Origin of the sequence: Thiomonas intermedia (assembly GCF_002028405.1) — a bacterium.
Lineage (GTDB): Bacteria > Pseudomonadota > Gammaproteobacteria > Burkholderiales > Burkholderiaceae_C > Thiomonas > Thiomonas intermedia.
In genome coordinates this window covers 1-25,629 of the sequence record NZ_CP020047.1, presented here as the reverse complement: position 1 = coordinate 25,629, position 25,629 = coordinate 1, and the positions used below count along the sequence as shown (strand labels likewise).

31 protein-coding genes are annotated in these 25,629 nt (G+C 60.2%); 11 read left to right on the top strand and 20 right to left on the bottom strand.

The window, feature by feature from the left end; translation table 11 throughout:
• Window positions 1-90: 90 nt before the first annotated feature.
• The 19 genes from BVH73_RS15490 to BVH73_RS15405 form a co-directional block, all read right to left on the bottom strand.
• A complete protein-coding gene (locus BVH73_RS15490) occupies window positions 91-501 on the bottom strand; it encodes a KfrB domain-containing protein (protein WP_154048557.1) in 411 nt (136 codons plus the stop codon).
• Window positions 498-2,690, bottom strand: a complete 2,193-nt coding sequence (locus tag BVH73_RS15485; RefSeq protein ID WP_079420787.1) for an LPD7 domain-containing protein — start codon at window positions 2,688-2,690, stop codon at window positions 498-500. The genes BVH73_RS15490 and BVH73_RS15485 overlap by 4 nt, the downstream gene beginning before the upstream one ends.
• Before the next feature lie 11 nt (window positions 2,691-2,701).
• Window positions 2,702-3,397 carry a KfrB domain-containing protein gene (locus BVH73_RS15480; protein ID WP_079420785.1) on the bottom strand — a complete coding sequence of 232 codons (696 nt, stop codon included), beginning with the start codon at window positions 3,395-3,397 and terminating at the stop codon, window positions 2,702-2,704.
• Between the two features lie 101 nt (window positions 3,398-3,498).
• Window positions 3,499-6,003 carry a type IV secretory system conjugative DNA transfer family protein gene (locus BVH73_RS15475; RefSeq protein WP_154048556.1) on the bottom strand — a complete coding sequence of 835 codons (2,505 nt, stop codon included), beginning with the start codon at window positions 6,001-6,003 and terminating at the stop codon, window positions 3,499-3,501.
• A gap of 547 nt (window positions 6,004-6,550) precedes the next feature.
• Window positions 6,551-7,618 (bottom strand): P-type DNA transfer ATPase VirB11, encoded by a 1,068-nt coding sequence (gene virB11 / locus BVH73_RS15470; protein ID WP_079420783.1) that lies wholly within the window; start codon window positions 7,616-7,618, stop codon window positions 6,551-6,553.
• A complete protein-coding gene (gene virB10, locus BVH73_RS15465) occupies window positions 7,602-8,762 on the bottom strand; it encodes a type IV secretion system protein VirB10 (protein WP_079420781.1) in 1,161 nt (386 codons plus the stop codon). Before virB10 ends, virB11 begins: the two co-directional genes overlap by 17 nt.
• Window positions 8,762-9,634, bottom strand: a complete 873-nt coding sequence (gene virB9 / locus BVH73_RS15460) for a P-type conjugative transfer protein VirB9 (protein WP_079420779.1) — start codon at window positions 9,632-9,634, stop codon at window positions 8,762-8,764. Before virB9 ends, virB10 begins: the two co-directional genes overlap by 1 nt.
• Entirely contained in the window at window positions 9,631-10,341 is a 711-nt protein-coding gene (locus BVH73_RS15455) for a VirB8 family type IV secretion system protein (protein WP_079420777.1), read from the bottom strand. The genes virB9 and BVH73_RS15455 overlap by 4 nt, the downstream gene beginning before the upstream one ends.
• A 5-nt stretch (window positions 10,342-10,346) precedes the next feature.
• Complete coding sequence (locus tag BVH73_RS15885) at window positions 10,347-10,511, bottom strand: conjugal transfer protein TraI (protein WP_154048555.1); 165 nt, start codon at window positions 10,509-10,511, stop codon at window positions 10,347-10,349.
• A gap of 136 nt (window positions 10,512-10,647) precedes the next feature.
• The gene (locus tag BVH73_RS15450; protein WP_079420775.1) at window positions 10,648-11,730 is read right to left on the bottom strand and encodes a TrbL/VirB6 family protein; all 1,083 of its coding nucleotides are present in this window, start codon (window positions 11,728-11,730) and stop codon (window positions 10,648-10,650) included.
• 3 nt (window positions 11,731-11,733) lie between these two features.
• Window positions 11,734-12,015, bottom strand: coding sequence for a type IV secretion system protein (locus BVH73_RS15445; protein WP_079420773.1), 282 nt, complete (start codon window positions 12,013-12,015; stop codon window positions 11,734-11,736).
• 10 nt (window positions 12,016-12,025) lie between these two features.
• The gene (locus tag BVH73_RS15440) at window positions 12,026-12,322 is read right to left on the bottom strand and encodes an EexN family lipoprotein (RefSeq protein WP_154048554.1); all 297 of its coding nucleotides are present in this window, start codon (window positions 12,320-12,322) and stop codon (window positions 12,026-12,028) included.
• Between the two features lie 103 nt (window positions 12,323-12,425).
• Window positions 12,426-13,142 (bottom strand): P-type DNA transfer protein VirB5, encoded by a 717-nt coding sequence (gene virB5 / locus BVH73_RS15435; protein ID WP_079420769.1) that lies wholly within the window; start codon window positions 13,140-13,142, stop codon window positions 12,426-12,428.
• An 11-nt stretch (window positions 13,143-13,153) separates the two neighbouring features.
• Window positions 13,154-15,634, bottom strand: coding sequence for a VirB4 family type IV secretion/conjugal transfer ATPase (locus BVH73_RS15430; protein ID WP_079420767.1), 2,481 nt, complete (start codon window positions 15,632-15,634; stop codon window positions 13,154-13,156).
• Between the two features lie 6 nt (window positions 15,635-15,640).
• The gene (locus BVH73_RS15425) at window positions 15,641-15,952 is read right to left on the bottom strand and encodes a VirB3 family type IV secretion system protein (RefSeq protein WP_238824245.1); all 312 of its coding nucleotides are present in this window, start codon (window positions 15,950-15,952) and stop codon (window positions 15,641-15,643) included.
• Between the two features lie 21 nt (window positions 15,953-15,973).
• Complete coding sequence (locus tag BVH73_RS15420; RefSeq protein WP_079420765.1) at window positions 15,974-16,282, bottom strand: TrbC/VirB2 family protein; 309 nt, start codon at window positions 16,280-16,282, stop codon at window positions 15,974-15,976.
• Between the two features lie 164 nt (window positions 16,283-16,446).
• Window positions 16,447-18,762 (bottom strand): type I DNA topoisomerase, encoded by a 2,316-nt coding sequence (topA, locus tag BVH73_RS15415; RefSeq protein WP_079420763.1) that lies wholly within the window; start codon window positions 18,760-18,762, stop codon window positions 16,447-16,449.
• Between the two features lie 9 nt (window positions 18,763-18,771).
• On the bottom strand, window positions 18,772-19,533 hold the full coding sequence (locus tag BVH73_RS15410) for a lytic transglycosylase domain-containing protein (protein ID WP_079420761.1): 762 nt from the start codon (window positions 19,531-19,533) through the stop codon (window positions 18,772-18,774).
• 57 nt (window positions 19,534-19,590) lie between these two features.
• Window positions 19,591-19,986 (bottom strand): hypothetical protein, encoded by a 396-nt coding sequence (locus BVH73_RS15405; RefSeq protein ID WP_179947983.1) that lies wholly within the window; start codon window positions 19,984-19,986, stop codon window positions 19,591-19,593.
• 1,091 nt (window positions 19,987-21,077) lie between these two features.
• Between BVH73_RS15405 and BVH73_RS15400 the strand changes: the two genes are divergently transcribed.
• From BVH73_RS15400 to BVH73_RS15355, 11 genes are all read left to right on the top strand, one after another.
• Complete coding sequence (locus BVH73_RS15400; protein WP_079420757.1) at window positions 21,078-21,380, top strand: hypothetical protein; 303 nt, start codon at window positions 21,078-21,080, stop codon at window positions 21,378-21,380.
• 20 nt (window positions 21,381-21,400) lie between these two features.
• Complete coding sequence (locus BVH73_RS15395) at window positions 21,401-21,949, top strand: hypothetical protein (RefSeq protein ID WP_079420755.1); 549 nt, start codon at window positions 21,401-21,403, stop codon at window positions 21,947-21,949.
• A 108-nt stretch (window positions 21,950-22,057) separates the two neighbouring features.
• A complete protein-coding gene (locus tag BVH73_RS15390) occupies window positions 22,058-22,324 on the top strand; it encodes a hypothetical protein (RefSeq protein ID WP_079420752.1) in 267 nt (88 codons plus the stop codon).
• Between the two features lie 87 nt (window positions 22,325-22,411).
• Window positions 22,412-22,552 (top strand): hypothetical protein, encoded by a 141-nt coding sequence (locus tag BVH73_RS15880; protein ID WP_012274961.1) that lies wholly within the window; start codon window positions 22,412-22,414, stop codon window positions 22,550-22,552.
• A gap of 23 nt (window positions 22,553-22,575) precedes the next feature.
• On the top strand, window positions 22,576-22,845 hold the full coding sequence (locus BVH73_RS15385) for a hypothetical protein (RefSeq protein ID WP_245800523.1): 270 nt from the start codon (window positions 22,576-22,578) through the stop codon (window positions 22,843-22,845).
• 9 nt (window positions 22,846-22,854) lie between these two features.
• Entirely contained in the window at window positions 22,855-23,283 is a 429-nt protein-coding gene (locus tag BVH73_RS15380) for a hypothetical protein (RefSeq protein ID WP_079420748.1), read from the top strand.
• 154 nt (window positions 23,284-23,437) lie between these two features.
• Complete coding sequence (locus BVH73_RS15375) at window positions 23,438-23,704, top strand: hypothetical protein (RefSeq protein WP_079420746.1); 267 nt, start codon at window positions 23,438-23,440, stop codon at window positions 23,702-23,704.
• Between the two features lie 8 nt (window positions 23,705-23,712).
• Window positions 23,713-23,976 carry a hypothetical protein gene (locus tag BVH73_RS15370; protein WP_154048552.1) on the top strand — a complete coding sequence of 88 codons (264 nt, stop codon included), beginning with the start codon at window positions 23,713-23,715 and terminating at the stop codon, window positions 23,974-23,976.
• Between the two features lie 18 nt (window positions 23,977-23,994).
• A complete protein-coding gene (locus BVH73_RS15365) occupies window positions 23,995-24,219 on the top strand; it encodes a hypothetical protein (protein WP_010991818.1) in 225 nt (74 codons plus the stop codon).
• A 10-nt stretch (window positions 24,220-24,229) separates the two neighbouring features.
• Window positions 24,230-24,607, top strand: a complete 378-nt coding sequence (locus BVH73_RS15360; RefSeq protein ID WP_079420742.1) for a hypothetical protein — start codon at window positions 24,230-24,232, stop codon at window positions 24,605-24,607.
• A 25-nt stretch (window positions 24,608-24,632) separates the two neighbouring features.
• Window positions 24,633-24,872 carry a hypothetical protein gene (locus tag BVH73_RS15355; protein WP_079420740.1) on the top strand — a complete coding sequence of 80 codons (240 nt, stop codon included), beginning with the start codon at window positions 24,633-24,635 and terminating at the stop codon, window positions 24,870-24,872.
• 76 nt (window positions 24,873-24,948) lie between these two features.
• Here BVH73_RS15355 and BVH73_RS15350 read toward each other — a convergent pair whose 3' ends face one another.
• Window positions 24,949-25,629, bottom strand: a complete 681-nt coding sequence (locus BVH73_RS15350; RefSeq protein ID WP_154048551.1) for a recombinase family protein — start codon at window positions 25,627-25,629, stop codon at window positions 24,949-24,951.

Sequence of the window (25,629 nt, the reverse complement as noted above, 5' to 3'; positions counted from 1 at the left end):
GTTGCCGCGGTGTCACCACGACGCAGACCGCACAAAAGAAAAACGCCTTGTGTGACAAGGCGCTTTTCGATTTTCAAGACAGATTCAGCGTCAGCGTTCTAGCGTTTGCTCCCGGCCGACGACCTGCCCAGCGCCGCGCACATAGTCAACCTTCGTCATCGTGCCGATGGCGGGCGGTGCCTTGTACAACGCAAGATCATGCCGAACCATGTTCGACTTGCCTTTGTCGTTGGATTGGAGCTGATACACATGCTTTTTATCAACGTGCAGCACGTTGCCTTCAAAGGACTTTGTGGCCCCTGTCTTGCCCGGCCGTTCCGCGCCGGTCAAGTCATACAAGCCTTTGGGAAGGCCGCCGCGCGAGCCGATGTAATTCGACTGCCAAGCGCCGTCCACCACCTTATCGAGCAAGCGCGATTCGTTGGCGATCAAAAGCAGTTCGTGGCCTTCGGGCTTCAATTCCCTGCGGCCGTCCACTGGTGCCGTCGTCGGGCCGCTCATCGGGTGCGCTCCGCGTTGCGTTCGACCACTGGCCCGGTGCGTTCCGGCTGCTGCGACTTGGCAGGTGCTGCCTTGTCGTACACGGGCACGGCTGGCACCTTGTTGGCCTTTTCACGTTCGGCCATGCGAGCGCCGACAGCGGCTTTCAAGGCTTCACGTTGCGCAGGGTCTTTCACCTTGGAGTCGATGAAAGCCGAGGCGACGGCTTCGGCGACCTTTGCCTTGTCCGACTTTTGCACGTCCCACTGATTGCGGTTCGTCGTGATTTCCTCTTTGCCGATGACGTTGCCGGCCTTGTCCCGTTTCAGAGCTTCCACGGTGACAGGCGTATTGCCGCGATATTCCAGCTTCACATCGTCGCCGGCCTTCACCTTGCCTTCGGACATGGCGCGTTTCAGATCGACGCCCCAAACCGTTTTTTCGCCCTGGTCGGTTGCCAGCTTCACGAAGTAGTTCGGCTTTTCCTTCGGGTCATGGTTGAAGTTCGCCGCGCCGTGTTCAAGAACCCGGCCAGCGTAGGCCCGCAATGCCACCTTGGCGGCCGTTTCGACCGCCTGCCCTGCCAACCCCTTGCCTTCGGCCTTGTCGGCCGCTACGGGGCGTTCCTGGCGCGCTGAATCTGTCTTGCGGCCGGCGTCTTGGCGCTGCTGTTCCGGCTTGCGCTCGCGGGCCGTCTGGTCACGCTCAACGGTGTTGTGCATGGCACGTTCGCGCTTGTCTTCGAGCAGCTTCAAATCCTGTTCCGTGGGCTTGTAGCCGCGCGCCTCGATGCCGCGCAAGCTGGCTTCCATCCAGACTTCCCGCTGAAAGTCGGGATGGCCGGAAACCTTGATGGTTTTCCAGCCCTTGGCTTCGGCCATCGTCGCCATAGCCTTTGCCACTCGGTCATCGTTGGAGGCCGACACCATGCGTTCGCCCTTGTCCTTCATGGCGAGCTTGCCCGGCTGATCCTTGAAGTAGAACTTCGCCCCGGCAACGCGGAATTGGCTATGAACCTGTTCCATCAATTCCACTTGCCGGTTTTTCTCGCGTTCCGTGAACTGCTGCGAATCCCGGTCAGTGGTGCCACCAGTCCGTTCGGCGATGTCGTTCGCGTCGTCCTGTTCCAGCGCCTTTTCGGACAGGTTTTCAACGTCGATGCGCTTGCCTTCGGCCTTGATGCCGAGGGCTTCTTGTTCGCGGGCCAGTTGCTCGCGTTCCCGTTGGCGAAGCAGGTTCGCGCGGGCGACGGCTTCCTTGCCGTCGATCACTTCAAGTTCTTTTTCCTTGACCGGCTCCACCATGTTTTTTTCGTCGGCCGCGTCAGGTTCGAGCTGTTCGAGCTGGATCAACTCGACGGCCTTGCGGGCTTCCTTCATGGCCGCGCGCCGGGCGCTTTCTTCCGGCGTCATGCCGTATTCGTTCATCAGGGCTTCGCCCTTCAACGATCCCTTGGCTTCGCCATGCTCCATGATGGCCTTGGCGTTCTTGTCGCCCACCGAGTCGGCCAGCGTGTCGGCGTCAATGTCCTTGAGCTTGCCCACGGTCTTGTTGCCCATATGGAACGAGACGTTGAACGCCTGTTCGCCGTCCTTTTCGCTGCGCTCGAAGCGGATCGACGTAACCGTTTTGTCGTTCAAGGTCATGACGCCATAAGCCGGGCCGCGTTCAGACGCATCCAGCACGGCCGCAATCTGCTTCGCTTCATCGTTCTGACGCTTCCATTCACGATCAACGAAGGTAGGGCCGGTAGTGCCCTTCGGCGCGTGTTCTTCCCAAGCCTTGGCGGCTTTCTCGAAATCGTTCTTCGAGAGCTGTTCCAGATCGTCATAAAGGCGGGGATCGAGCTTCGGTGCTGCCGACTGGTGCGCCGGCTTCGCGGCGTCCCAATCGGCCGCCTTGAGGCGTTCATTGACCGACTTGTCCAGGGCTTCGACATAGCCCGCGCGAAAGTCCTTGTCGGCTTCCTTGTCGGAGTAGGGCAAGCCCTTCACGTAGCGCTTGCTGCCGTCTTCGTACTCGCCATGCACGGCGGTTTCGGCCATGAAACGGCCGCTACCACCAGGGCCAGTACCGGGGCCAGCCGGCATGCCATGAATAACGCCAGGGCGTTGCGTAATGTCGGCCTCGAAAAAGGCCGCGCCGGCTTCTTTGGCGCTCGCGTACCGCGTTTTGTTTGCGCCTACAACCACATCAAAAGTGTCTGCCATGATCCCGCTCCTTATCGTTCGATGCCGGTATCGGCTTGTTTAGCCTGCACAGGCGCGGGCGTGGATTTGGTGGCTTCCGGCTGCTTGTTGAAAGCCTGTTCGGTGACGTTGCCCAGGTGCTTCAAGAACGCCTCACGCTGGTTCGTGTTCTTGATGTTTTCCTTGGCGTAGTCGGCGGCCTGCTTCATGAAGTCTTCGGCCTTCATGGCTTCCTTCACAGGCGCTTGCTGGGGTGCTTTCTCTGGCGCGTCCTTGCCAGGATCGGCCGCTTGCTTGCTCTTGTCCGACCAGTGATAAGCCTTCGCCTTATCCCCGGTGTAGTGGACTTGAACATTGGTGCCGTTCATCGTCTTCTTGGCATCCAGCAGGGCAAGCGAAGCGCCTTGCAGAGCCACGTCGTCTTTGTGATGAACCACGGCCGAGAGCCGTTCTTTGCCGACCGCTTGAACAAGGAATTTTTCATTGTTCAGGATGACGGGGCCGTAGTAGCTGCCGTTTTCCTTTGCGGTGGAAATGCGGGCGGTGATGTTGTTGCCCTGGGCGTCTTTGATGCGTTCCCCGGCAGCATCAACCGGGTTCAGCTTGTTGATTGCGTAGTCCCGAACTTCCTTCGGCACTTCTTCAATCTTGTGCAAGTAGCCGCCGACAACTTTGGTGTTGCTGGCAGTACGTTGAACAGCCGGAGAACCGGCAGTGCGTTCATTCATGATTGGCTCCTAACGATAAAAAAATGTGACTCTCGATAAAGTCACTCTTGGGCTGCGCCCGCATTAGTCGCCGCTTAAAAAGCGACGACCAAATTCAATGCCTATTCCGCATTTTTGATTGAAGGAAGGGGCTTGTCAAGCACGCTCAAATCGAGTATTGGCGCGTCATTTTCGGCTTCCTCGACATACTCCGGCACCGCTTCCATTTCATCCAGTGCGGCCAGCATGTCGGCTTCATCCATCATCCCGTCATCGGGTGGCGTGAAGTCTTCCATCATTGCGGCAAGGTCTTCGTCCGTAGGCCCGTCCGGCTCAATGTCGGCTTGGTCATGACCAAGGCCGTGATCCGGTTCGGGTTCAGGTTCCGCGTGCGTTTCAGGCTTGGCGACAGAAGCGCCGCCAGGCCTCGATGCACTTGTCACCAATTCGTCGGCCGGTTCGTCGTCGGCCGGCTCAATGCTATTCACCGCGACTTCCTGCCCGTCGTCGTCGGCCGCCTGCGCATCCAGCGCCGCAAGTTCGTCATCGCTTGGGCGTTCGCTGGCCCCGTCTTCATCCACTTCCGGCGCTTCGCTGTCGTCGTAGCTGTTTGTCGCGTCCAGGGCGTCAAAGAAGCCGTCAACGAACGCTTCCACCTGTTCCGGCTCGATGCCTGCACCTTCGGGCAATGGCACCTTGGAGAAGTCCAGGGCCAGCGTGCGAAGGTCGATGCCCTTCGCCACGTCGGCCGGCTTCAGTTCGCGCGTGCGGGCCTGCACGACCGCTTCATGCAGATCAAGGTTCAGGTATGGCACATCGACGGCGCATTCACCGGAACCCCAAGAGTCTTCAAGCTGCTTTTTCGTCGGCAGTTTCTTGCCGAGCTTTGCCAGCGACGGCGCAACCGACTTGAGGCGGTCGATAAAGACGTGATCCTGAAAGTAGGCGATCTTTTCGCACTTGATGGGCTTGGTGTTTTCAAGGTTGATGATCTGTTGCCGCTGACTCATTTCCTTGAGTTCTTGCGGCATGAGCAACGCCCGCTTTTGATCCGACTCGGATTCGCTTCGACCACCGGCCGCCTTGCCGCCGAGCTGGCGACTTAGACCCTTGGCCTTGAACGTGTAGGTGCCGAGCATTTCCGAATACTCGTTCGCGTCCTTTTGCTCGCGTGGCGTGTAGATGATCTGGCAAGCGTGGTTCGTTATCAGCGTGCGCGCGCTTTCACGACCATAGCCCTTGCGTGGTTCGGCCTCGATCTGGCCGGGCGACTGGATGATGGTCAGCAGCCGCAGACCGTAGCCGGCCATGTAGGCGTTTGCCTTGTCGATGATGCCGATTCGGCCGGGCGCGGCAAACTCATCCATGAGCAGCAGGCAGGAATATTTCAGCTCAGGTTTCGAGTGCAGCAGATCGTCGGTGTTGAGGTTAATCAACTGCGAGAAGAACAGGTTAATCAGCAACTCGGCTTCGGCCAGCTTGTTTGCCGGAATGCCGATGTAGATCGTCATGCGCTTCTTGCGCACGTCCCGAACGTCGAAGTCGTTCGCGGCCGTAGCGGCATCGACCAGCGGGCTAACCCAAATGGTCAACGGCACGTTGAACGATGCCAGGATGCTCGACAAGGTGTTGTCCGACGTGGACGTGAAGCGGTTCAGTGCGTCAACGCATTCCATCGACAGCGGCGGCAAGCCTTCGCCGTCCCATTGCTCAATCGGAACCAGCGTCACGACTTCTTCGCCGTCGTCGTCAATGGTGGTTTCTTCCCTGAAATTCCGGGCGGTAATCAGGTCTTGCAGATACTTTTTGATGGGCTGGCCCTTGCCCGAGGACTGGCGCAGCAGCTCGCCGATGGTGCGCGGCAATGCCGGCGTTTCGCAAAGGTAGAGGCACAGGCCCAGGAACAGGTTTCGAGCCGCATCGTCAAAGAACGTGTCTTTGCCGCCGCCCGGATACAGGGCATAGCCGATTGCCAAGATTTCCGTCACGCGCTGGCGTGGATCGTCGCTGATGTAGCCCAGCGGGTTGTAGCGATGCGTTTGCCCATCCTTGGAAAACGGATTGAACAAAAACACTTCCTGGCCGTGCTTGGCCCGGAACTTCGACGTGATGAGAAAGTTTTCCAGCTTCACATCGAGGACGACGGCCGATTCGCTGTAGTTGAGCAGGTTCGGCACCACGATTCCGACGCCCTTGCCCGAGCGAGTCGGCGCGGCCAGCAAGACGAACTGCATGCCCGCGAACATCAAGAAGCGGTTTTTCAGCTTGCCGATGATGATGCCGGTATTGCCGAACAGCCCAGCCTTTTCAATCTCGCCGGCATTGGCGAAGCGGGCTTCACCATGCAGCGAACGCACTTCGCGCATAGCGGCAATCAGTGCCACGATGGGGGCACCGTAGGCCACCACGGCGGCCACGATGCCCGACACCTTGAGGCGCTTCGCAATCACCGGGTCAGCTTGGTAAAACTGCCAGTACGTCCACCACGTCGAGAAGTCGGTTTTGCCGAACGGGTTCGTCTTGCTGAAAGCGAAGAAGAAGAAGCCGGCCAGCCAGACAGCGCCGACCGTGGCGGCGATGAACACCACCACGCCCAACACCCATTTAAGCCACTTTGGCATTTCCATAAGTTGAGTCCTTATCGCGCATTGGTGACGGGCCACGCCACCAGGTTGCAGAGAGTTGTCGCCAATGGCGAGGATTGCCGGTCAGTTGATTGGTGACGATGCGACGACCTGGCCAGCTCGCGGCCGTCACCAAACCGACCCGGCCAGCGCGCCGGGTTTTTCGTTCCCGTCCACGTCGGGGCCGTGGCCGTGTCCTGGCTGGAATCGGCGTCAAGGGCGACACCGGAGGCCGCACGCGGAGCGCAGCCCGCAGGGCGAGCACCGAACGGGTGAGGATGGCGGGCGAAGCCTTCACCCTTGATGCTGATGGAGGCCATAGAGCCTATCGGCAAGGGGGTAGGACAAGGGCAACGCCCGCAGCGCCTGCCCCCGCAGACAGTCGGGCAAGAACCGACGCGGGATGCAACCGAAGCGGTTGCCCAAGCGAAGCGCGGAGGGTTCCCGATGGCGACAGAATCACGCGATCGAGGAAGATCCGTTGTCACCAACGCAAACAGCGCGCACAAGGCGCGCTGATCCTGGCTGATGGCCTTCGCCCGCATGCCCCTTAGTCCTTCGGAGCCGGTGCGCGCTTCATCATCGGGTCATACCAGAGTTCGGTAATGTGCCGGCCTGCACCGCCTGTTAGATCGTTGTGGACATGCACCACGACATCCACCACCAGATACAGCAGCCGGCGAATCACCGGGTAAGGCAGTGTGCGGCCCTGGCGGTTCTGCAAGACCATCAAGGCCAGCCGTTCAAACGTCAGGTCGCACGATCCGGCATGGCAGCTTGTGATGCTGCCACCGTGGCCCGAGGCGGCCACGTTGATGAAGTCGAATGTCTCGCCGCTGCGCAGCTCGGCAAGCAAGATGCGCGTGGGTTTCATCCGCAGGCAGCTTTTCAGAAGCGCGGCGGCCGTGACCGGCGCGTTATCTTCTTCCTTCGCTTCGCTGGGATAGAACAGGTGGACGTGATTCGGATGGCTGGGCAAGAACAGTTCGGGCACGTCCTCAATCGTGATGATGCGCTGGTCAGCAGGAATTTCCTGCATCAAGGCTTTCATGAAGGTGGTCTTGCCCGAGCCGGTTTCGCCGGCCACCACGATGACCTTTTCGAGCTGGACGGCCCGGCGCAGGAAGTCGATGTAGTTCCCGTCTTCCTTGAGTCGCACCAGTTCCGTTTCTTGCTCCGTCAAGTCGCCAGTCAGCGGCTTGATGTGCTTGAAAAAGCCTTGCTTGTCGTAGTCGTCCAGGGTGCGAACATTGAATGACGGCTTACGAATCGTGACCGATACCGTTCCATGCTCGCAAGCAGGCGGCAGCACGATTTGCACGCGCTCACCGCCCGGCATGATGGCCGAGAGAATCGGCCGGTTTTCCGAAACGTCGTTGCTCGAAAACTTGGCCGTGGCCGTAGCCAGCGACAGCAAGTGATCTTGCGTCAGGCCCGGCACTTCGTGCCGTTCCCATACGTTTTGCCGCTCGCAGAAAACCTCAAACGGCCGGTTCACGCAGATTTCCGTGATGGTCGGGTCTTCCATCCATTCCTTGGCAAATTCAAGGTGGTAATTGACCGAGGCGGCCCGGTCAACGGAAGCGATGTATTCGTTGCTGTTATTGCGCTGCGACATCGTAAACACTCGAAAAGTCCAAGTCGCGGGCAACGTAGATACCGACTTGCTCGCCTTGGTTTTTGTAGAGGGTTGGCGGAATGTTGATGGTGTTCTTCAACGCTTCCGCCGCCATGTTTTGGGTGGCATCGCCAGTGCTGTTGAAATTGAACTGACTGTTGCCGCCGCTGCCGGTGTTGGAGGTAAGACCGCGTGCCACGTCATCAACCAAACTCAGCATGAGCGCACCGCCGAAGCGTTGCCAAAAGTGGTTGTCGATGTAGCCGGGAACACCGCCGCCGCCGAGCTGGTCGGTGCCGGGCGAGTCCAGGGGAATGACGACACCGTTCGGCGTCTTGATGCGGCTCCACAGCACGAAGATGCGGGCCATGCCTTGGCGCATGTTGGCCTTGTATTCGCCCGTCACGGTCGAACCGCGTTCGATCAACAGCACCTTGCCGTTGTCGCTGTAGATGTTGCGCGTGATGACGCACGCAGTCATGCCGGGCACCGTGGAATCCAGGCGCGTTTGCAAGGCGCAGTCGATGAAGCTGCCCTTCGCCAAGATGAAGTTGCGGTTGCCGAGCATGCCGGCCTTGCGCGTGCCAGTCCGCGTCGAAGTCAGCATTTCAGCCATGCCGCCCGAAGCGCCCAGGTCGCCGCCGCTGCCGGCACCTGCACCCGCGCCCGGTTGCCCGCCTTCACTGCCGCCCGCGTTCGTCTTGCTTGCAACGGCCATGAGAGAGGAACCCGACTTGTCCAGGGGCGGAACAGGCTTGCCATTGGACGCTACGGGGCCGCCAGACGCGCCAGGAAGGGCCGGGGCTACCCCGATAGGGGCCGCACCCGATGGGGCCGGCACAACGGGCGCAGCGCCCGGCAGAGGCGGTGCCTCTTTCGGCGCGGGCGGCTCTTGGAACGTGCGAGCTGGTACGGCGCTGGAGAGCTGCAAATTCTTTTGCGCCGCCGACTCGCTGGCCTTGGCCGCGTTCTTCTTGTACTTCCAGTAGCCGACGCCACCGGCCGCGCACAGGATCAACAGAATGACGATGACGATCAAGCCGCGCTTCGCGGTCGATGGCCCGGTTTCGTTGACGCTGGGCATGCCGCGTTCTTCGCCCGGCAGCGAATCAACGGCCTGTTCAGGATTGTTTTGATTGCTCATTAGTTGATCTCCCCGGCTTTGATGACGCGCTTCACGCCCGGAACCGTCGTGCCCTGATTGGCTGGCACGCCGTCAGGGTCGAAGCTGTCGTTGTAGATACCCACGACCGCGTTACCGAGGCGCAGAACCATTTCCTTCGACACACGTTGCAGAACCAACGTGTCCGGCACGGCCGGGTCGATATGGCTGTTCACAAGGCTTTCCGTCTTGTCAGCAGCCACCAAGAACGCCGAAGGGAAGTCCCGGTTGTTCGGGAACTTCAAGTAGGTGAAACGGCCGTCGTCGTAGGCCATCGTCGGCGCGATGTTCTCGGAGGCGTCCCCGATCTGCATCGAGTAATTCCAGTTCCGAGGTTCGGGCTTGGCATCGAGCTTCGCTTGTGCGCGATTCTTTTCAGCCAGCGCCTTTGCCGCCGCCAGTTCGTCGGCCGGATAGCGGTATTCAACGCGGTAGGCGACACGGTTCGCAGGCGCTTTGCCGCTGTTGTTGCTGGGCAGCAAGTGCAGGTCGATGTCGTACATGCGAAGGTTCGTCGTCACCATCAAGTTGGTGTCCCACTTCCCCGCTTCCGGTGCCATCGCTGGCACGCCCTGGCCGACGACGACCGACTTCGGCTTGATGTAGAGGATGTTCCGGCGATCCGAGAATTCCCAGCCTTGGGTAAAGCCCGAGGCGACATCCAGAATTGTTTCGCCAGGAGCGAATACGACGCGGGCACCAAGGCCGGCCACCGCACGCACTACAACCACGTCGCCGGGGTTGTAGTTCACGTACTGGATGCGGTTGTCGAACTTCGAGCCTTGCGGCACGTCGGCCGCGTGGGCGGCACCGAAGGCCGCCGAGAGCGCAAGAATCAAGGCGAGTCGTTTCATTGGACGCTCCCCACCATTTCAGGGTCAACGCGGTAGGTCAGCACTTGAAAGCCGAAGGGGTTCACCAGTCGGGCGCTTTCCTTGATAAGCGCCGTGCTGCGGTACTCATAGGCCACCGTGGCGACCCACTTCGTCACCGTGCCCGGTGCGCCTTCCTGATCGACGCGCTTCGTCGTCTTGATGAAGCGAACGGTTCCGGTGTTCTTGCCGGTCGGAACCACACTCAGGATTTCAACCGTCGCGCGAACCGTCTTGCCATAGGTCTTGTCCAGGGCGTCTTTGCCTTCAAAGAGCTGGGCATAGCCCTGGCCCACGTTCGCCGAGGACAGCAGGCCGACCGTGTTGTAGTCGCGTTGCAGCGTGTACCAGTCGTAGGTTTCGCGGGCGCGCACGTATTGGGCGAGCCAGTATTTATCCATGACCTCATCGCCCGTCACCGCCTTGTCGGTGATGGCCGTCACGATGTCAGGAACGCCCGTCGTGTTGTCCACGCGGATGACGTAAGGCACCGACTCTTTGAGCGGCATCATCATGGCGATGGCGGCAATCGCCAGGACAGCAATACCGACCGAAGCGAAGGCAACGCGCCACGCCCGGCGTTCGGATTTTTCAACGGAGAGCACCCGCGAGGACTCCCAATTGATCGCCTGCTCGAAGACAGGTTTTTCGTCAGTGGGCGTTTCCACCCCAGGTTTCTTTCCGAACATGCTTGTTACTCCCCTTTGGTTTCGTTGGTGACTGGTGCAGGAGCCGCAGGAACGGGCGCTTGCTGGTTGATCTTGACGCGGGGCTTGCCTTCGAGAGAAGGCAAGACCGCTTTGTTAGTCGCGCAGCCTGCGAGGGCGACGACCAACAAGACGACAAATGCTTGCTTCATGAGCGGAGTCCTTCATTGATGTTGACAGGTGCAGGCCAGATTATACTATCTTTGCGGCCAAAGTGCCCTATCTTGGTTATCGGCGGGCGAAAAAAAGCCGCCCTGTTTTTGGTAAAACAGGACGGCCTTTTCGCTCTTATTGCTTGACAGAACCGCCAGTGGCTTTGCCCCAGTTCTTGCCCATGTTCTGCATGACGTGCTGCCGATAGGCTGGGTTCCACATCGTGTTCCCGGCGACCAGATGGTTTGCCCGGCGAGCCGTGACCATCATCCCCGATTGCATGTCGCGCCGCGTGGTCATCGGGTTGGCGATGTTGCCCGCCGTCTTCGCGGCGTTCAGACCGCCAGAAATCGGCGACATCAAGTGACGGATGCCCATAGCGGCCATCGAGACGCCACCGGCCAGCCCGGAAGCCATGCCGCCCGCTTGCAGGATGATCCAGCAGAGAACGCCCGTCAGCGCGCCGATTTGCAAGGCTGCAAACATCGGGTTGCTGTCACCATCGCCGGAGAAGTCAGCACCGGCAATGAATGCGTCGTATGCCTTCATGGCGAAGGTCATCACGATTGCCATGATGACGATGGTCAGCACGTAGTTCATGACCTGGGAGAACCAGCTATCGAAGAACCGGGCCGTGGCCGGGAACATCAAAGCCACGATGAACAGAGGCCCAAGGGCAAACATCACCGCAAGCGAGAACTTCGCCACGATGACGACCGCGCCGCCGAGCATGGCGACCAGTACCGTGCCAGCCGCCACCACGATACCGGCGATGGCCCAGCCCAGGACGGAGCCGAAATTCCAGCCGGCTTCGTCGGCGCGCTGGAAGCAGATGCCGACCAGCTCGAAGCCCTTGCCCATCGACTGATCCAGCACTTGATAGATGTTCATCGGAGTGCCGCCGCTGGAGTTCATCGCCTGCGACAAGCCGCCTTCCAGGCCGTTGATGGCACTCATCACGCCGCTGATGTAGCCGTCAGCGGTCAAGGCGAAGAACGCAATGATGATGATCTTCAAGCACTGCTTTACGAACGTCCAAAACGGCGATTCGACGGCACCCGTCGAAATCGCGTACCCGGTCATGGTGATGTAGAGCGTTACCCCTGTCAGCACGACCATTTGCAGGGCGAACATGAGGCTGGACGCGGCCGGTTGCACGAAGGCATCCGTCGCGTTCTTGACCGTCTCGCCAATGAATTGAAAAACCATCGGGTCCATAGTTCAACTCCCTGACTTATGTTGTGGTTGGATGCGAGATAGAGCGCGAACAACCTTCGTCGCCCAGCCGATGGATGTAATGACCTTGACCGCTTCAAGGCACAAGAACAGGAAGAAGATTGCCTTGAAGGAGGCAAGAACGAACGACCAAAAGGGCGCGTCGATAGCGCCCGTTGACAACGCATAGCCCGTCAATGCGATATAGAGCGTGACGCCTGTAGCGAATAGGAATTTCATCGCTAAAAACAGCTCAAGAGCGACGGGCTGGATACTCATAAATTCCATGATTCCCCGCCTATTTTTTGTTGATGTCGTCAGCCGTCAGTGGCTTGACCGGGCTTATGCCGCCGCCCTTCGCGCTCCATGTGGAGGACGAATCGGCGCGGCTGGCGTTCACGCAATTGGGCGTGGCGGCCAGCTCGCCGGGGTTCGCTTTGCACTTCGCCAGGACTTCGGCGCGTTCGGCCTTGTGGGCCTTGTACCAGTCCACGGTTTGAACGACTTCGGCCGGCGTTTCCGGCTTGTCTTCCTTGCACCCGGCCAACATCGACAGCGTGCCCGCTACAACCAGCAAAACGGTCAGTTTTTTCATTCGGTGAATCTCCTATTTGGGGACAGCGGGCGTGCTGCCCATCGTCATCGGGTTATGGTGACAGAAGCCGCACCAGGTGGCGCGGCTCCTGTCGCCAACTGGCTTAGTTGCTGAACGACAGCGGTTGCACCTGAATGGGCTTCTTTGCTGCCCAGGTCTTGGCCTGAATCTCGCGTTGCCGCTGGGCCTGCACCTTTTCTTCGGCCTGCGCGACCATCGCATAGAGCTGCAACTTCGTTTGCTCGTTCTGGATGTTCGCCTGTTCGGCCGCGATCCGGCCTTGCAGTTCGGCGATGGCCTTCGGGTCGGACGTGTCGTTGATCTTGGCCATGAGCTGGTCAATCTGGTTGATCCGGCCCTTGGCCTTGTCGTAGGCGTCCAGGGCAAAGCCCTTGTCCTGCGATGCCTTCACGGCCCGCGCTTCGCACGCCTTGCGCTGATCGCCTGCACTGACGCGCTCGCAGCTATCGAAAATCTTGTTCGCGTCGTACACGGCCTTGGCCGTGCCGCTCAGACCGTCATAGCCGCCGTTTTTCACGGCGTCATAGACACCCTGCCAGTCGTTCGGCAGGTAATCCCGCAGCGCGGGATTGTTCATGATCGTGCCCAGGCCGCGCGAGCCAGTCAGCGATTCATATTGCTGCTTGGCCTGTTCGATCTGGCTCATCATTTGGTCATACTGCATCTTCCACTTCGCAATCGTTTCGACCTGCTGGGCGATGCTTTGCGCGATGGATGCGCCGTCAGTGACGGGAATTTGCGCGAACGCTGCCGAAGACATCAGCGCCGACAGCGTGACGCCGAGAAGAACCTTTTTCATTTTCATGCTGATTACCTCACCACTTGGAGTTTTGAAGACGCCACGCGAGCCTTGCGGCGCTCGTGGAACACTGGAAGCCAGTTGTCGGGGTTGTCGCCAACCTCGGCAATGACTTCATCCAGCAGTTCGTTGTTATCGAGACTGCCCGACAAAATAGCCAGCTCATCATCAAAGCCGCCAAGATCAAGACGCCCAATCATGGACGTGTGGCCTTGCTTGATAAGGAACATCCGGCTTTCCTCGCCCATGCTGCGGATGATTTCAAACTCCGCGACCGAGCATTTGAACCCTTCGGTGTATTCGATGAAGTCGGCCTTCGGATTAGGAAGGTAGATTTCAGTCGCCACCTGTTGCACCAGGGACGATGCGATTTTCGACTTCAACAAGCTGCTGGGCATTTGTGTCGCAAACACGCCCAGGCCGTTTTGCTTGCGGATGGTCAATTGCTTGTTGCCGGCGAACTCCGAGAACGCTTCGTCATCGACCCACTTCCACGCCTCATCCATGAAGTACATGAAGCGGCGGCCGTCGATGATCGTGTCCATGCGATGGAGCAGGTACATCGAAATGGGCGTGCGAACGTCGGCGTTATCGAGAAAGTCGGTGCCGTCGAAGCCGTAGTTGTTATGCGTGGTGAAGTCGATTTCATCGTTCGGGCAATCCAGCACCCACGCGAGCGGGCCTTGCTTGCCCCGGCCGTCGTCGTAGCACCACCGCGACAGGCGCTTTGCCACGCTGTTTTCGCGGTCTTCCTTGTCCGTGCCTTCGGTCATATTTTGCAGCACGGTAGAGAGCCGGCGAAGCTGGCGAGGCATCCGCATGACGGTTCGCACCGCATGGCTGATGCGATGTTCATCCGTCGTGGTAACGCGGTTGTGTTCGCCGGACACCAGAACCTTAATCAGCTTTTCGAGGAAAAGGATGTTGGATTCGGTCGGCTCCATTTGCATCGGCTGGAAGCCAGTCGGCCGGCCATTCTTGACCGACAGATATTTGCCGCCGATGGCCTTGATGCACAGCTTCGCGCCTTCGTCCTTGTCGAAGAAAACCGTCGTGAAGCCCATCGGCGCATTGGTCTTGAACTTCTGCGACTCGACCAGCAGCGCGTTCAGCATCACGGTTTTACCCGCGCCGGACTGGCCGATCATGCGGGTATTGCCGAGCAGCTTTTTGTCGTAGGCGTCTTCGTCGCCCTTCGAGTAGTGAAAATTGAAGTACAGCGGCTGGCCCGAAGGCGTCTTGAACAGCGTCACGGCATCGCCCCAAGGGTTGCCGTCACGCTTGCCGGCCGTGAAGTTGTGGAACGACGAGAGGCCCGCAAAATTCTTGCTGGTCAGGCCCGCGATGCGTGGCCGGTACGACCAATTGCAAGGCAGTTGGGCATAGAACGCGGAATCGGTGGCCGTGGCGACCAGGGCGGCCAAAAAGCCGCGATCCTGAATGATCGTCATGGCCGACGTGGTGTTGCGGCGCACCTTTTCCACCGAGTCGCCAAAGATCATGAGCGAATAGTGATATTCGCCCATCGTGAACTCGCCCTGAATCAGTTGGTCGATGGCGGTCTTCATCTGCTGAATCTGCGTCGCGCTGCCGTCTTCGGCGTTCTGGAGCTGCTTCATTTGCTTTTCCAGAAACTCTTTGCCCTGGCGCTTCGCCATGAAGCTATAGGACTGCGTGACGACGTACTCGTAATCCTCGTACATCAAGCCATTGAGAATCCCCGGCTCCGTGTGCGCGGTGTAGTCCTTGAAGTCCACACACTGCGCATAGCGGGTTTTGGTCGGCGAGCGAATTTCAATCGTCTCGGTGCCGACGAACACCCAGGCAGTGCCCAGGTATTCATTCAGCGGTGCCGATGGCACGCGCACTTTCTGCCATTCGCCAGAAATGAGGAAGTTCAAGAAGGTCAAAGCGTGCGAGCAAAGCACGCCGTTTTCATCTTCGTAGGTGGTCAGTTCTTCCAGCCCATAGCGGCGCATGCTGGATTCGATCTGATAGGCCACTTCGTCCAGCTTGCGGATTGCCGCGCGCTGATCGTTCATGATTTCAGCGTGCGAGCGGCGGGCCGTCTTCGCCATCGCCTTGTCCATGCGCGACGGCATGGGGCGATAAACGACCGTCAAATACAGCTCGTTTGCCATCATGCGATAGCCGGCAAAGCTGTCGAAATACTTCTTGTCGAAGTCGCGGCAGAAATTGTTCTCAAACGTCGATTTGAGCCTGTCCGAAGTCTGGCGGCGAACGCTATGCGACCACAGCGCGACGTGGTTCGACCCGATGGAGCGAAACAACGTGTTCAGTTGATCCTTGCGCAGAAGCATGTCTTCCGCGTCGGCCGTCTCGAAACTGATGCCGCTCAGTTTCCAGATACGCATGAAGTCACCGTCTTTGGTGACGATGGTGTTCGGCGAAACGTGGCTGCTGTACGGCACAAAGGGCGCGACCGCCCTTTCATTGCTTACTTGCTTGAGATATTTAGGTTGTGCAGACATATCGCCTCACTTGCGTTTCTTGAACGCGAAGGGGCTGTAGGCCGATGCCTTCCAGAACTTCGCGTTGTGGTTGTAGTTGACGCCGCGAAACAGCAGTTTCAGGCCCAAGAGCCTGAACTGCTGATCGTCCGACTTGGCGATTTGTCGCATCGTCAAGATGATGGGAACGAGCGTGGCCGCGAAAAACACCGTCGTCCAAACGCTCAGGAGGATCACCACGACCGAGACGGCGGCCAGCGGCACCAATGGCACGCCGAACATCATCGCCGGCCGCGTGCAACCCTTAAACAGCGGGTCGCGCGGATCGAATTCTTCCATTGGTGCCGACATACCCGCCCCTTAACCCAGCAGGTAGCCGGCCAGCTCGGCCGCGCCACCAATCAGCAGACCACCGGCCAAAATCTTGCCGCACTCGGCCATGTCGGCGTGCTTGAACAGGAACTTGTAGCCGGCCCACATGATGGCGATGGTGACGACACCAATCGAGATACCGCGCAGGACGACCAGCACGTTTTCCACGAAGGTATTCACCTTGTCCAAGCCGCCTTGCGCGAACGCAGGTTCGGCGGCCATGAGAGCGAGGCCCAGGAACACGGCCATGATGGAAAGCGCCTTGGCGGTGCTGTTGTTGTTGATCGTTGCTTGCATGTGAAAACTCCAAAAGTTGTTAGTCAGTGTCGGCGGGTTGTCCGGCCCGCCTATCCGGTTTGAAAGTTGTAGCCGCGTCATTGCATGGTCGATAGCTCCCCCTGATTGCGTTCCCCACATTATACGATAACCAACGCCAAAATATACCATCTTGGCAAGCAAATTTAGGCTTTCTTGGCGACGGCTTTCTTGGGCGCTCGCTTGACGGGCTTGCCCTTGTCGTCATCCATGATGTTCTTGCAGCCTTCCTTGAAGCCGCTGCAACCCCACCAGTAGCCGTACTGCCCTTTGCGCCGATACATCGGCTTCGAGCAGAGCGGGCAAGGTGCCGTTTTCACGGCGACAGGCTTGCCCTTTTCGTCGTCCAAGAACGTCTTGCAGTCCTCACCCGTGCAGAACCAGCCGAAGCCGCCCTTCGGCTTGCCGGTTTCCTTGTCCTTCTTCTGGTAGCGCCGCAAGGGTGCCGCCTTGCACTTCGGGCAGGTATGCACCGTGGGTTCGACGGGCTTGCCCTTGTCGTCGTCCATGAAGTGCTTGCAATCCTCAGTGGAGCAGGCCCACAGGAAGCCGCCGCCCGTCTTGCGCTTGAACCGGCGCATGGTGCCGGTGCCGCACTTCGTGCAGGCGTAGGTCTTGCGTTCAACGGGCTTGTTGTCCACGTCGTCCATGAAGGTCTTGCACTCGGCGTTCGTGCAGCACCAGAAAGGCGTCTTCCCGGCCGGCGAATAGCGCCGTAGGCCGCTTTCGCACTTCGGGCAAGGGAAGCGCGGCTTCATGGCCCCGCTGCTGCCTACGGCCTCAATATCGGCCTGCAACTGGACGAACGCGGGTTCGACCACCTCGACATAGCCGCAATTGCCATCGGCGATCACGTCAAGTTCTTCTTCCAGGCCGCGCGTGAAGGCCAGTTCGATGAAGGCAAATTCGGCCTTCACCAACTGATCGACCAGCAGCACGCCGGTTTCCGTGGGTTCAAGGAACCGCTTCACTTCGCCCAAGTAGCCCTTGCCCATGATGTTTTGCATGATGGCCGGGTAGGTGGACGGCCGCCCTACGCCTTCGGCTTCGAGCTTGGCAATCAAGCTGGCCTTGGTGAAGCGCGCGGGCGGCTTCGTCTCCTTGCGCAGCAGCTTGCCGGAATCGGCTTGCTTGGCCGATCCGACATCGAGCAAGGGCACCTTGCCGCCGCTGGCGTCGTCTTCGTCGCCGTCGCCGGCTTCCTCATCCTTCACCGCGTCCTTGGCGGTCAGCACGCGCCAACCCTGTTCAACGAGTACGCGGCCCTTGGCCTTGAACTCGAAGGTTTCCGCGCCGTCCGTGGCTTCCAGCGTGACGGTGTTCACCTTGTACCTGGCATCGGCCAGTTGCGAGGCAACCGACCGTTGCCAGATCAGCCGGTAAAGGGCGCGTTGCTTGTCGTCTTCCCCGGCTTCTTCCACGTCGATATGCGTCGGCCGGATGGCTTCGTGCGCCTCTTGCGCGTCACCCTTCGCCTTGAACTTGCGCGGCTTGTCCGGCAGCGCCCAGCCCTTGCCCTGGGCGAAGGTGCGAATCTCCGCGTTCGCTTCGTCGCTGAAATTCACGCTGTCGGTGCGGATGTAGGTAATCACGCCCTGTTCAAACAGCTTTTGCGCGAGCTTCGCCGTCACTTCCGGGTCAAGTTTCAGGCTCACGCTTGCCGCTTGCAGCAGCAAGGACGTGGAGAACGGCGACGGCGGCGACTGCTTCGCCGGGCCGCTGTCCGCGTCCGTTACCCGGAACTGGCGGCAAGCCGCCGCACGGTTTGCCAGGGCTTCATCGAGCACATAGGGCTTGTCTTCGCTGACGAACGGCTTCGTGTTCCATTCGGCTTGCCAGGACTCACCATCGAAGGCCACGACCGCGCCGAAATGGCTTGTCTTCTTGAACGCCTTGATGCGGCGTTCCTGATCGACCACAAGGCGCACGGCCGGGCTTTGCACCCGGCCGGCCGACAACGACATGCCCAGCATGTCGGAGAGCAGCGGCGACACCAGATAGCCGTACATGCGATCCAGGGCGCGGCGCGCTTCCTGGGCATGCACAAGGTCATAGTCGATCTTGCGGGCCTTGTTCAAGGCCGCCTTAATCACGTCGGGCGTGATGGCGTCGAAGGTGACGCGCATGTACTCGGATTCGTCCAGGCCGAGCGTTTCTTTCAGGTGCCACGCGATGGCTTCGCCTTCACGATCCGGGTCGCTGGCGAGGTACACCATTTCAGCATTGCGCGCTTCCTTGCGGATGCGTGCAACCCGTTCTTCGCCACCCGGAAAGGTGCGGCCCTGCACCGTCGCGGGCGGGATGAACTCATAGTTCAGCGTGAAGCCCGGTTGCTCGATGCCCAGGTCATTGCGCGGCAAGTCGCGGATGTGGCCCACGCTTGCCATGACCTTCCAATCGCTGCCGAGAATGGATTCCAGCTTTTTGATTTTGTTCGGGCTTTCAACGACCATCAATTTCATAAATCCCCCTTAGAAAACTATGGCCGAGCTGGCCGGCGCGGGCTTGTCGGCCGGTGCTTCATTGGCGACACCTTCGGGCTGGCCAGGAGCTGCGCCAGTCGCCAACGGTTGCAGCTTCGCCGCCCCGCTGTCGGCAGTTTTCGGACGCAGCAAAACCGGCGCATTGTCCGAAGGCAATGCGGCCGGTTGTGCGGGTTGAGCTTTGAGAGCAGCCGGGGCCGCTGCGCCGGCCGCCTTGTCAAACTGCGGCTTGGGGCCGCTGCCCGTCTGGATCGACGGGACTACAGGGATTGCCTGCGGCTGCACCCCGGCGCTGGCAAGCACCTTTTGCACGTAGCTGGGTTTGCCGGCCACGTCGGGCTTGAAGCCGCGAGTGAAGTTTCCCGAGTAGTAGCAGGAGAAAGCCGCGTGCAACGCGGCTTGTGGCTCTGGCGTGCGCTTGGAGGCGCGAACGTAGCAGTCTTCGAGAATCTTCGAGCCGACCCGAAGACTGGTGCAAGCGTCGAACGCTTGCTCATAGGTGATTTGGTACTTCGGCAGGTTGTAGCGGTTGACCTGCGCAACGCCCAGCGAAAAATTCCAACCATCGTTTTCGAGCTGCTGCGCCGTCGCTACGGCTTCTTCGCGGCTCTTGGGTTGCCGAGCGAGCCGCCCGCCGACAACGCCGATTGCGTAGGGGTTATAGCTCGACTCGACGTTGACGACGGCCGCCATAGTCTGCGGCGCTACCGTCGGGGCGCACTCTTGCGCGAGTGCCAGAAATTCCAACATGGTTCCGTCTCCAATTCGTCACATCTTGACGGGAACCATAATAGCATATCTTGGTAATCATAGATCACCTTTTTTGGTAGTCTTCTTGGCCTTCTTTTCCGGTTGTGGTACAGCGGTCACAGGGGCCGGTGGTTCGCCTGCTGGCGGTAACTGTTGGTTTCTCAAAATCTCTACGCTATCCGTTGGGTAAGCCGTTTTCAGATGATCGTTCAGGCGCTTCAAGTCCTTGAAAAGCCTGGGTTGATCGCGTTCGCGGCGAGTAGTCAGATACCACTCTTTGTTTCCCGCCCATTTCAATTGAGCTACGACATAGAAGCCGTCCGGTGTCTCAGCAATGGTCAGTTTTTTTAACGTCTGCTGCTGCACGGCCAGTTCTAGATCGCCCTCCAAAATGCTGTTGGCGGGACTACATGGGGTTCGATTCATGTGTGTCCTGTCGTTGGGTGCGGTCATGTCTGAAAGCATCCTATTTTAAAGCCAAAACGATGTATTTTGGTAGTCGTTCATAAGTAATCCGGTCGAAAAAATGTTGCAAGCCTCAAGTAGCATGCTCGCCCCGGCCGTGCCGGGTACGGGCTTTCGTGCTGCGCATCGAGCCTTGTTCCAAGTCTCGACCCCTTCGGGCTTCAATCCCTCTCGGTTGCGCGACTCCGCGCGCTGGGCGGCACCTTGGCGACAGCCCTACCGCCCTGGTTGCCCCTTCCTGTCGCCAAATTATAGCGTTTTGGCGACCAAAAGACGACAAAAAAGCCAGTTCTGTCACCAAAGCCGGCACCATTTCCTTGACACCTGCCTGACGCGCCGGTCTTCGGTTTCTTGCCTTGGAAAACTATAAAAAATAGTAGTTGCGGCTTGTGGAGCTTGTGGGCAACGGGCGACCTGTTGGCAGGGTGTGGGCAACCGCTGCGCGGTTGTCCATCGCCCTGTCACCAGGGAACCGCGCAGCGGTTAGCACGGAATCCGGCCGCGCCGGATTGTCCATAAATCCACATGCCCTGACTCCCGCACCCGTTGCCGCCTTGGAGACACCGCGGCGACCTGGCCAGCTCCTTTTTGTCACCAAAGACCCAGGCCCGCCGCCTTGGTGACAGATCCCGCCGGCGCCGGCGGATCTGTTGTCACCATCACCGGGCTTTGCCCTTCCAGGCCACGCCGCGATGAATCGCCGCGTTCCAGGGACACCGGCAGACTCGTTCCGAGACTGCCACCGGGCTTACGCCCTTGAACACCCCAAGGCGGGCGCTGCCCGCCTGTTACAGCGGTTCCCGCTGAATTAGGCCGTGGTCACGTCCAGGCCGCCTTGCTGCGGGTTGTGCGGCTTCGCTGAATACCTTTCGCCTGCCCTAAACGGTAGTCCGGCCATGCCATCGCTCCAAGGGCCGGGCTGCGCCCTGAAATCCTCACCCGTTCGCACTCGCTGCGCTCCCTTGCGCTGCGGCTTCCGGTTTCTCCCTTTCCGCGCTGTCCTGTCCGGCCCACCTACGGGCTTCACGGCGAAAGGCACTCAGCGAAGCAAGTTCACACAACGAAAGGCGGATACCGACATGACGCACCAATCACAAATTCAAAAGCAAAACACCCCGGCTCAAGCATCTAGCAAAGCAAGTGTTGAAGCCCAAAACCTCAAGAGCTACCGCATCGAGGCCAGTGTCACGAACCCGGAAAACACCGCCGAGCGCGGCAATCTGCATGACTACCACGTCGCCATTGATCGCACCAAGGCCAACGGGCACGCGCGGAATTTCTGGCGTCAGGGCTATTGGGTCGAGGTGTACGACAACGAAACCAACGAGCTGATGGCCGGGCCTATCGACCCCGATGCCGCCCTGCCCTCTTACATCGTTTGACCGCCAAAGGAGCCTAGACCATGACCCGTTTCATTCCAGCCAACGCCGAAACCCGCGAATTCCCCGCCGCTGCCGTCGTCGCCTACTGCTACCAGAGCGACCGAGGCCCGGCATTTGTGGCCTACAAGGGCCGCCAGAGCAAGCCGGCCCGGTTCTATGCCTTCCCGAGCGAAGAACGCCGGGACGCGAACCTTGCCGACTTCGTGAAGCAGCAAACCGAGGCGGAAGACTGGAAGCGCGCCCGCCGTGAAACCGGGCATGGCTTGGCCGTGGGCGACATCGTTTATTCGTGCTGGGGCTACGAGCAAACCAACGTCGATTTTTTCGAGGTTGTCCGCGTGCCGTCTGGCCGGTCGGCCGTCGTGCGCCAGATCGAAAAGGAAGTCACCGAGAGCGGAGCGGGCAGCATGAGCGGCCGAGCCATTGCGAAGCCGGGCCAGTTCCAGGCGACCGCCAAGGAGGCCACGCACCGCGCGGCCGGCCTGCACTGCCTCACTGGTGGCAAGACGGCCCCTGGCAGTCTCAGCAAGTGGGATGGTCGGCCGCTTAGTGTGTCGTGGTACGCCTAACCGGCCACCACGTTTAGGCAGAAATAAAGCCGCGTTTGTGTGTTTTCATCTACCAGGATGGTATATAATGGAATCACACAACGGGCAATTTGGTAAGGAGCTACAGCCATGAACAACGAGCGCCGCAAGCAGATCGAGAACATCAAGGGCCGCATTGCCGTCCTGCTGTCCGAAGCCGAGAACATCAAGACCGACGTGGAGGCGATCCGCGACGACGAACAGGAGTACCGCGACAACATGCCGGAATCGTTCGGCGAGGGCGAGAAAGGCGAGAAGGCAGACGCCGCGATTGCCGCGCTTGAACAGGTCATTGAAGACCTTGAAAGTCTGATCGAAAACGACTTCGACGGCCAGCTCGACACCGCCGCCGAGTAAGCCCAGGACGCAGAAACAAGATTCCCCGGCATGGCTGCAACCATCCGGGGAGTGACCGCCAACCACCAGTTCTAAGGAAGTGAAGCGATGCCGGATATTAACAAGATTGCCGAACAGATTCGACTTGCCTTTGCGACGGGCAAGCCCTGCAAGGTGCCGTTGATGACCATGCGCGACTTCGGCCGGTTGCTTGACCTGCTGGAAGACGACGAGCGCGCAGCCGCCTAAGCGCAGCGCCGCGAAATTTGTCCATGACCAAATCGAACCACACCGGAGAAGCCGCCATGAGCCAGACCCCGAACACCATCGACATAACCCCGACGTGGGGCGAGTGGGCCAACATTTACCGCCGTCTGGCCGAGACGGGCGAAACCAAGGCCGTGCGCGAGCTGCGCGCCGACTTCGCCAAGGCGATGGCCGCCGCTGCTGCGCTGAATGCGATCCGCTCGACCTTCACCGACGCGCAGGCCGAAATCGTGAGCAAGGCCGTCACGGCCGAGCTGTCGAAACAGGGCTACTAAGGGGCCGCCATGCGCTACGCAGACACCACCGAAGCAAAGGCCGTGCGGGCACGCCGGCAGGCATTGCGGCGCGGCCAGGGCATCGACCTTCTGGCCGAGCGGGCGCGACTGGTGGCGTTCTGGCGCAAGTGCGCCGAGACGAACCCGGCCTATCGCCCGCATAACGGCGCGTGGTGGTCGGTGTTCACTTGGAACCCCTGTTTTCGCCGCTTGCTCTTGCCGACGCTGCGCGCCCGGCAGGATGCACGCGACCGCGCGCACCGCGAGCAGTACGCCGCCGAGCTGCGCGAGTCGTCGCGCAAGTGGGAACAGCAGAAGGCCGAGCGCAAGGCCGCCAAGGCCCGCGCGAAGCTGCCCCAGCTCGATCTACTCGACTTGGCGACAGAAACGCCGCCAGGCCTCGATGCACCAGTCACCAAAGCAAGGGCAATGCAATGAAGGAATGGAATGTGTACGTGGACGGCCGCTATGTCGGCACCGTCAACGAGGAAACCGAAGCACTGGCGCGGCTCGCCGCGTTCAGCAAGTACGACGTACCGGACGACGCGGAATTGTCCGTGTCGCGCCGCTAACCCACTCAGGAGGCAAGACGATGGAAACCTATCAGCAGATACACGACTTCACCCCGACCGGCGCGGAGCGTTTCGCCGCGTTCCTGGCCGCCCAGGCCCGGCCCGACGTGAACGCCGAGGCGTGCCGCATGGAATGCCTTGGCGTCATGGAAGACAACTTGAACGGCAGCACCGCCGCGCCCCTGTCGTGGGAGCTGGGAGCCTTCGAGAGCGCCACCGGCAAGCCCGCGACCTTCACCGCCGAGCTGGCGGATTTGATCGTTGAAACCGTGAACCCGACCGAGTGAACCGCGCCATGCAGTCGATGACCCTTGAACAGCTTCGCACGACGTTTCACGCGGGCGGCTTGGCCGCCGCGCGAGTCGTGGCGACCGGCAAACGCTTTCATGCCGTGGCCGATACGAAGGGCGGCGACCGGGTTGTTTTGGTGCGCCATTCGGACACCACGGCCCGCGCTTTCAGTGACCCCGGCACCGCCCTTAAATTGCTGCGCGACATCGGCTTTCGGGTTGTCACCGTCGATATGACGGACTGGCAGCCCGGCCAAGGCGCGCTTTAGCTCAGGAGAGCCAACACCATGAAGACCCTGCGCATGATCGCCCTGCCCCTGCTGCTGGCCGTTCTCAGTGGCTGCGCCACGAACGGCGGCCCGTACTACTACGGCGGCACCGGCTACCGCATGCACAACATTGGCGGCCTGCCCGTGTCCGGTTCGCTGGGCGTCAATGTCACCCCGCGCGGCCTGATGTTCAATCCGAACATCGTGATTCGCCCCTCTTACGTCGATTGGAAGAAGAAGTGAGGTTCCGCCCATGTTCAAACTGATTTTGGTTGTCCTGGCCTTCGTCGCGGTTGCCGCGCTGGTTGACCTTGGCGGGTCGGACGAGCGCGCCGAGCAGGCCCGCTATGCAGCGCAGCGCATCGAGAGCCAGGACGCCATCTTGACCGGCCTACAGGCCATGAATGACGCCGCCGTGAGCGAGTTCGCCAGCGACTGGCGAAAGGCGTTCCCGGAGCCGTCGCCGGCCAAGCTGTCCGAGCTGCGCGACATCGAGCAGCGCATCAAGAACGACAAGACGGCCGCCGTCAAGATGACGCGCGCCTACAAGATGAAGAACAGCCCGTTTTGCAATGGCGAGGTGAAGGCCGTTGTCTCGCTGTCGTCGCCAGATTGCCCGCCCGGTCTTTGACCCACCAACCACAGGAGAACCACCAATGAGCAATGAAAACTGGATCGCGCACGCCTACCCCTTGCAGCAACTGACGATCAAGCTACAGGGCACGCGGCACAGCGACAAAGCCGCCATCGTCGCCCAGCTTGAAACCGTGCTTGCACGGCTCAAGGCGGGCGACACGTCCGGGCAAGATCATGACGACGATTTCGGCTATGCCTTCGAGTACGTCCAGGCCGTGCCCGGCCCTTCGTTCTTCGATGCCCCGGCCGGCTTCGAGTGACCGCAGAATGCCGATGTCTTGCCCGGTTCGACCGGGTTTTTTTTCGCGCTGAAGCTGTCTTGCGATGGTGACAGCCTCACGTCCTGGCCAGCTCGCCTTTGTCGCCAGCGTGCGCCCGCAGCAGCGCGCACACGCGCTTGACTTGGCTTTGACTGCACCCGGCCAGCTTCGCGGTTTCCGCGATGCTGTTGCCGCCCGCTCGCAGTGCCGCGATGCGTTCGTGCATGGCCGTGTCAGGCGTGCGGCCGGCGTAGCGGCCCGCAGCCTTCGCCAATTCGATGCCCTGGCGCTGGCGTTCGCGCCGGTCTTCGTAGTCGTCATGCGCCATTTGCAAGGCCAGCTTCAAGAGCATGTCTTGCACCGACTCGAGGACGATGCGGGCCACGCCCTGCGTGCCGGCCGCCAGTTCGCCCAGGTCGATGATGCCGGGCACCGCCAGACGTGCGCCCTTCGCGCGGATCGAGGCCACCAACTTTTCGGCGTCTTCCAGGGGCAAGCGGCTGATGCGGTCGATTTTCTCCGCAACCACGGCTTCACCGGGTTGCAGATCATCAATCATGCGCAGCAGCTCGACGCGATCCGCGCGAGCGCCCGACGCCTTTTCGCGGTAGATGCCGGCGACGTAGTAGCCCGCCGCCCTGGCCGACGTGGCGATGGCCTCTTGCCGGGCCAAGTCCTGCGCGTCAGTGCTGACCCGCATGTAGATGCGGGCCACCTTGACCGGCGCGGCCGGGGTGTCTGCTTTCTTTGTCGCCAT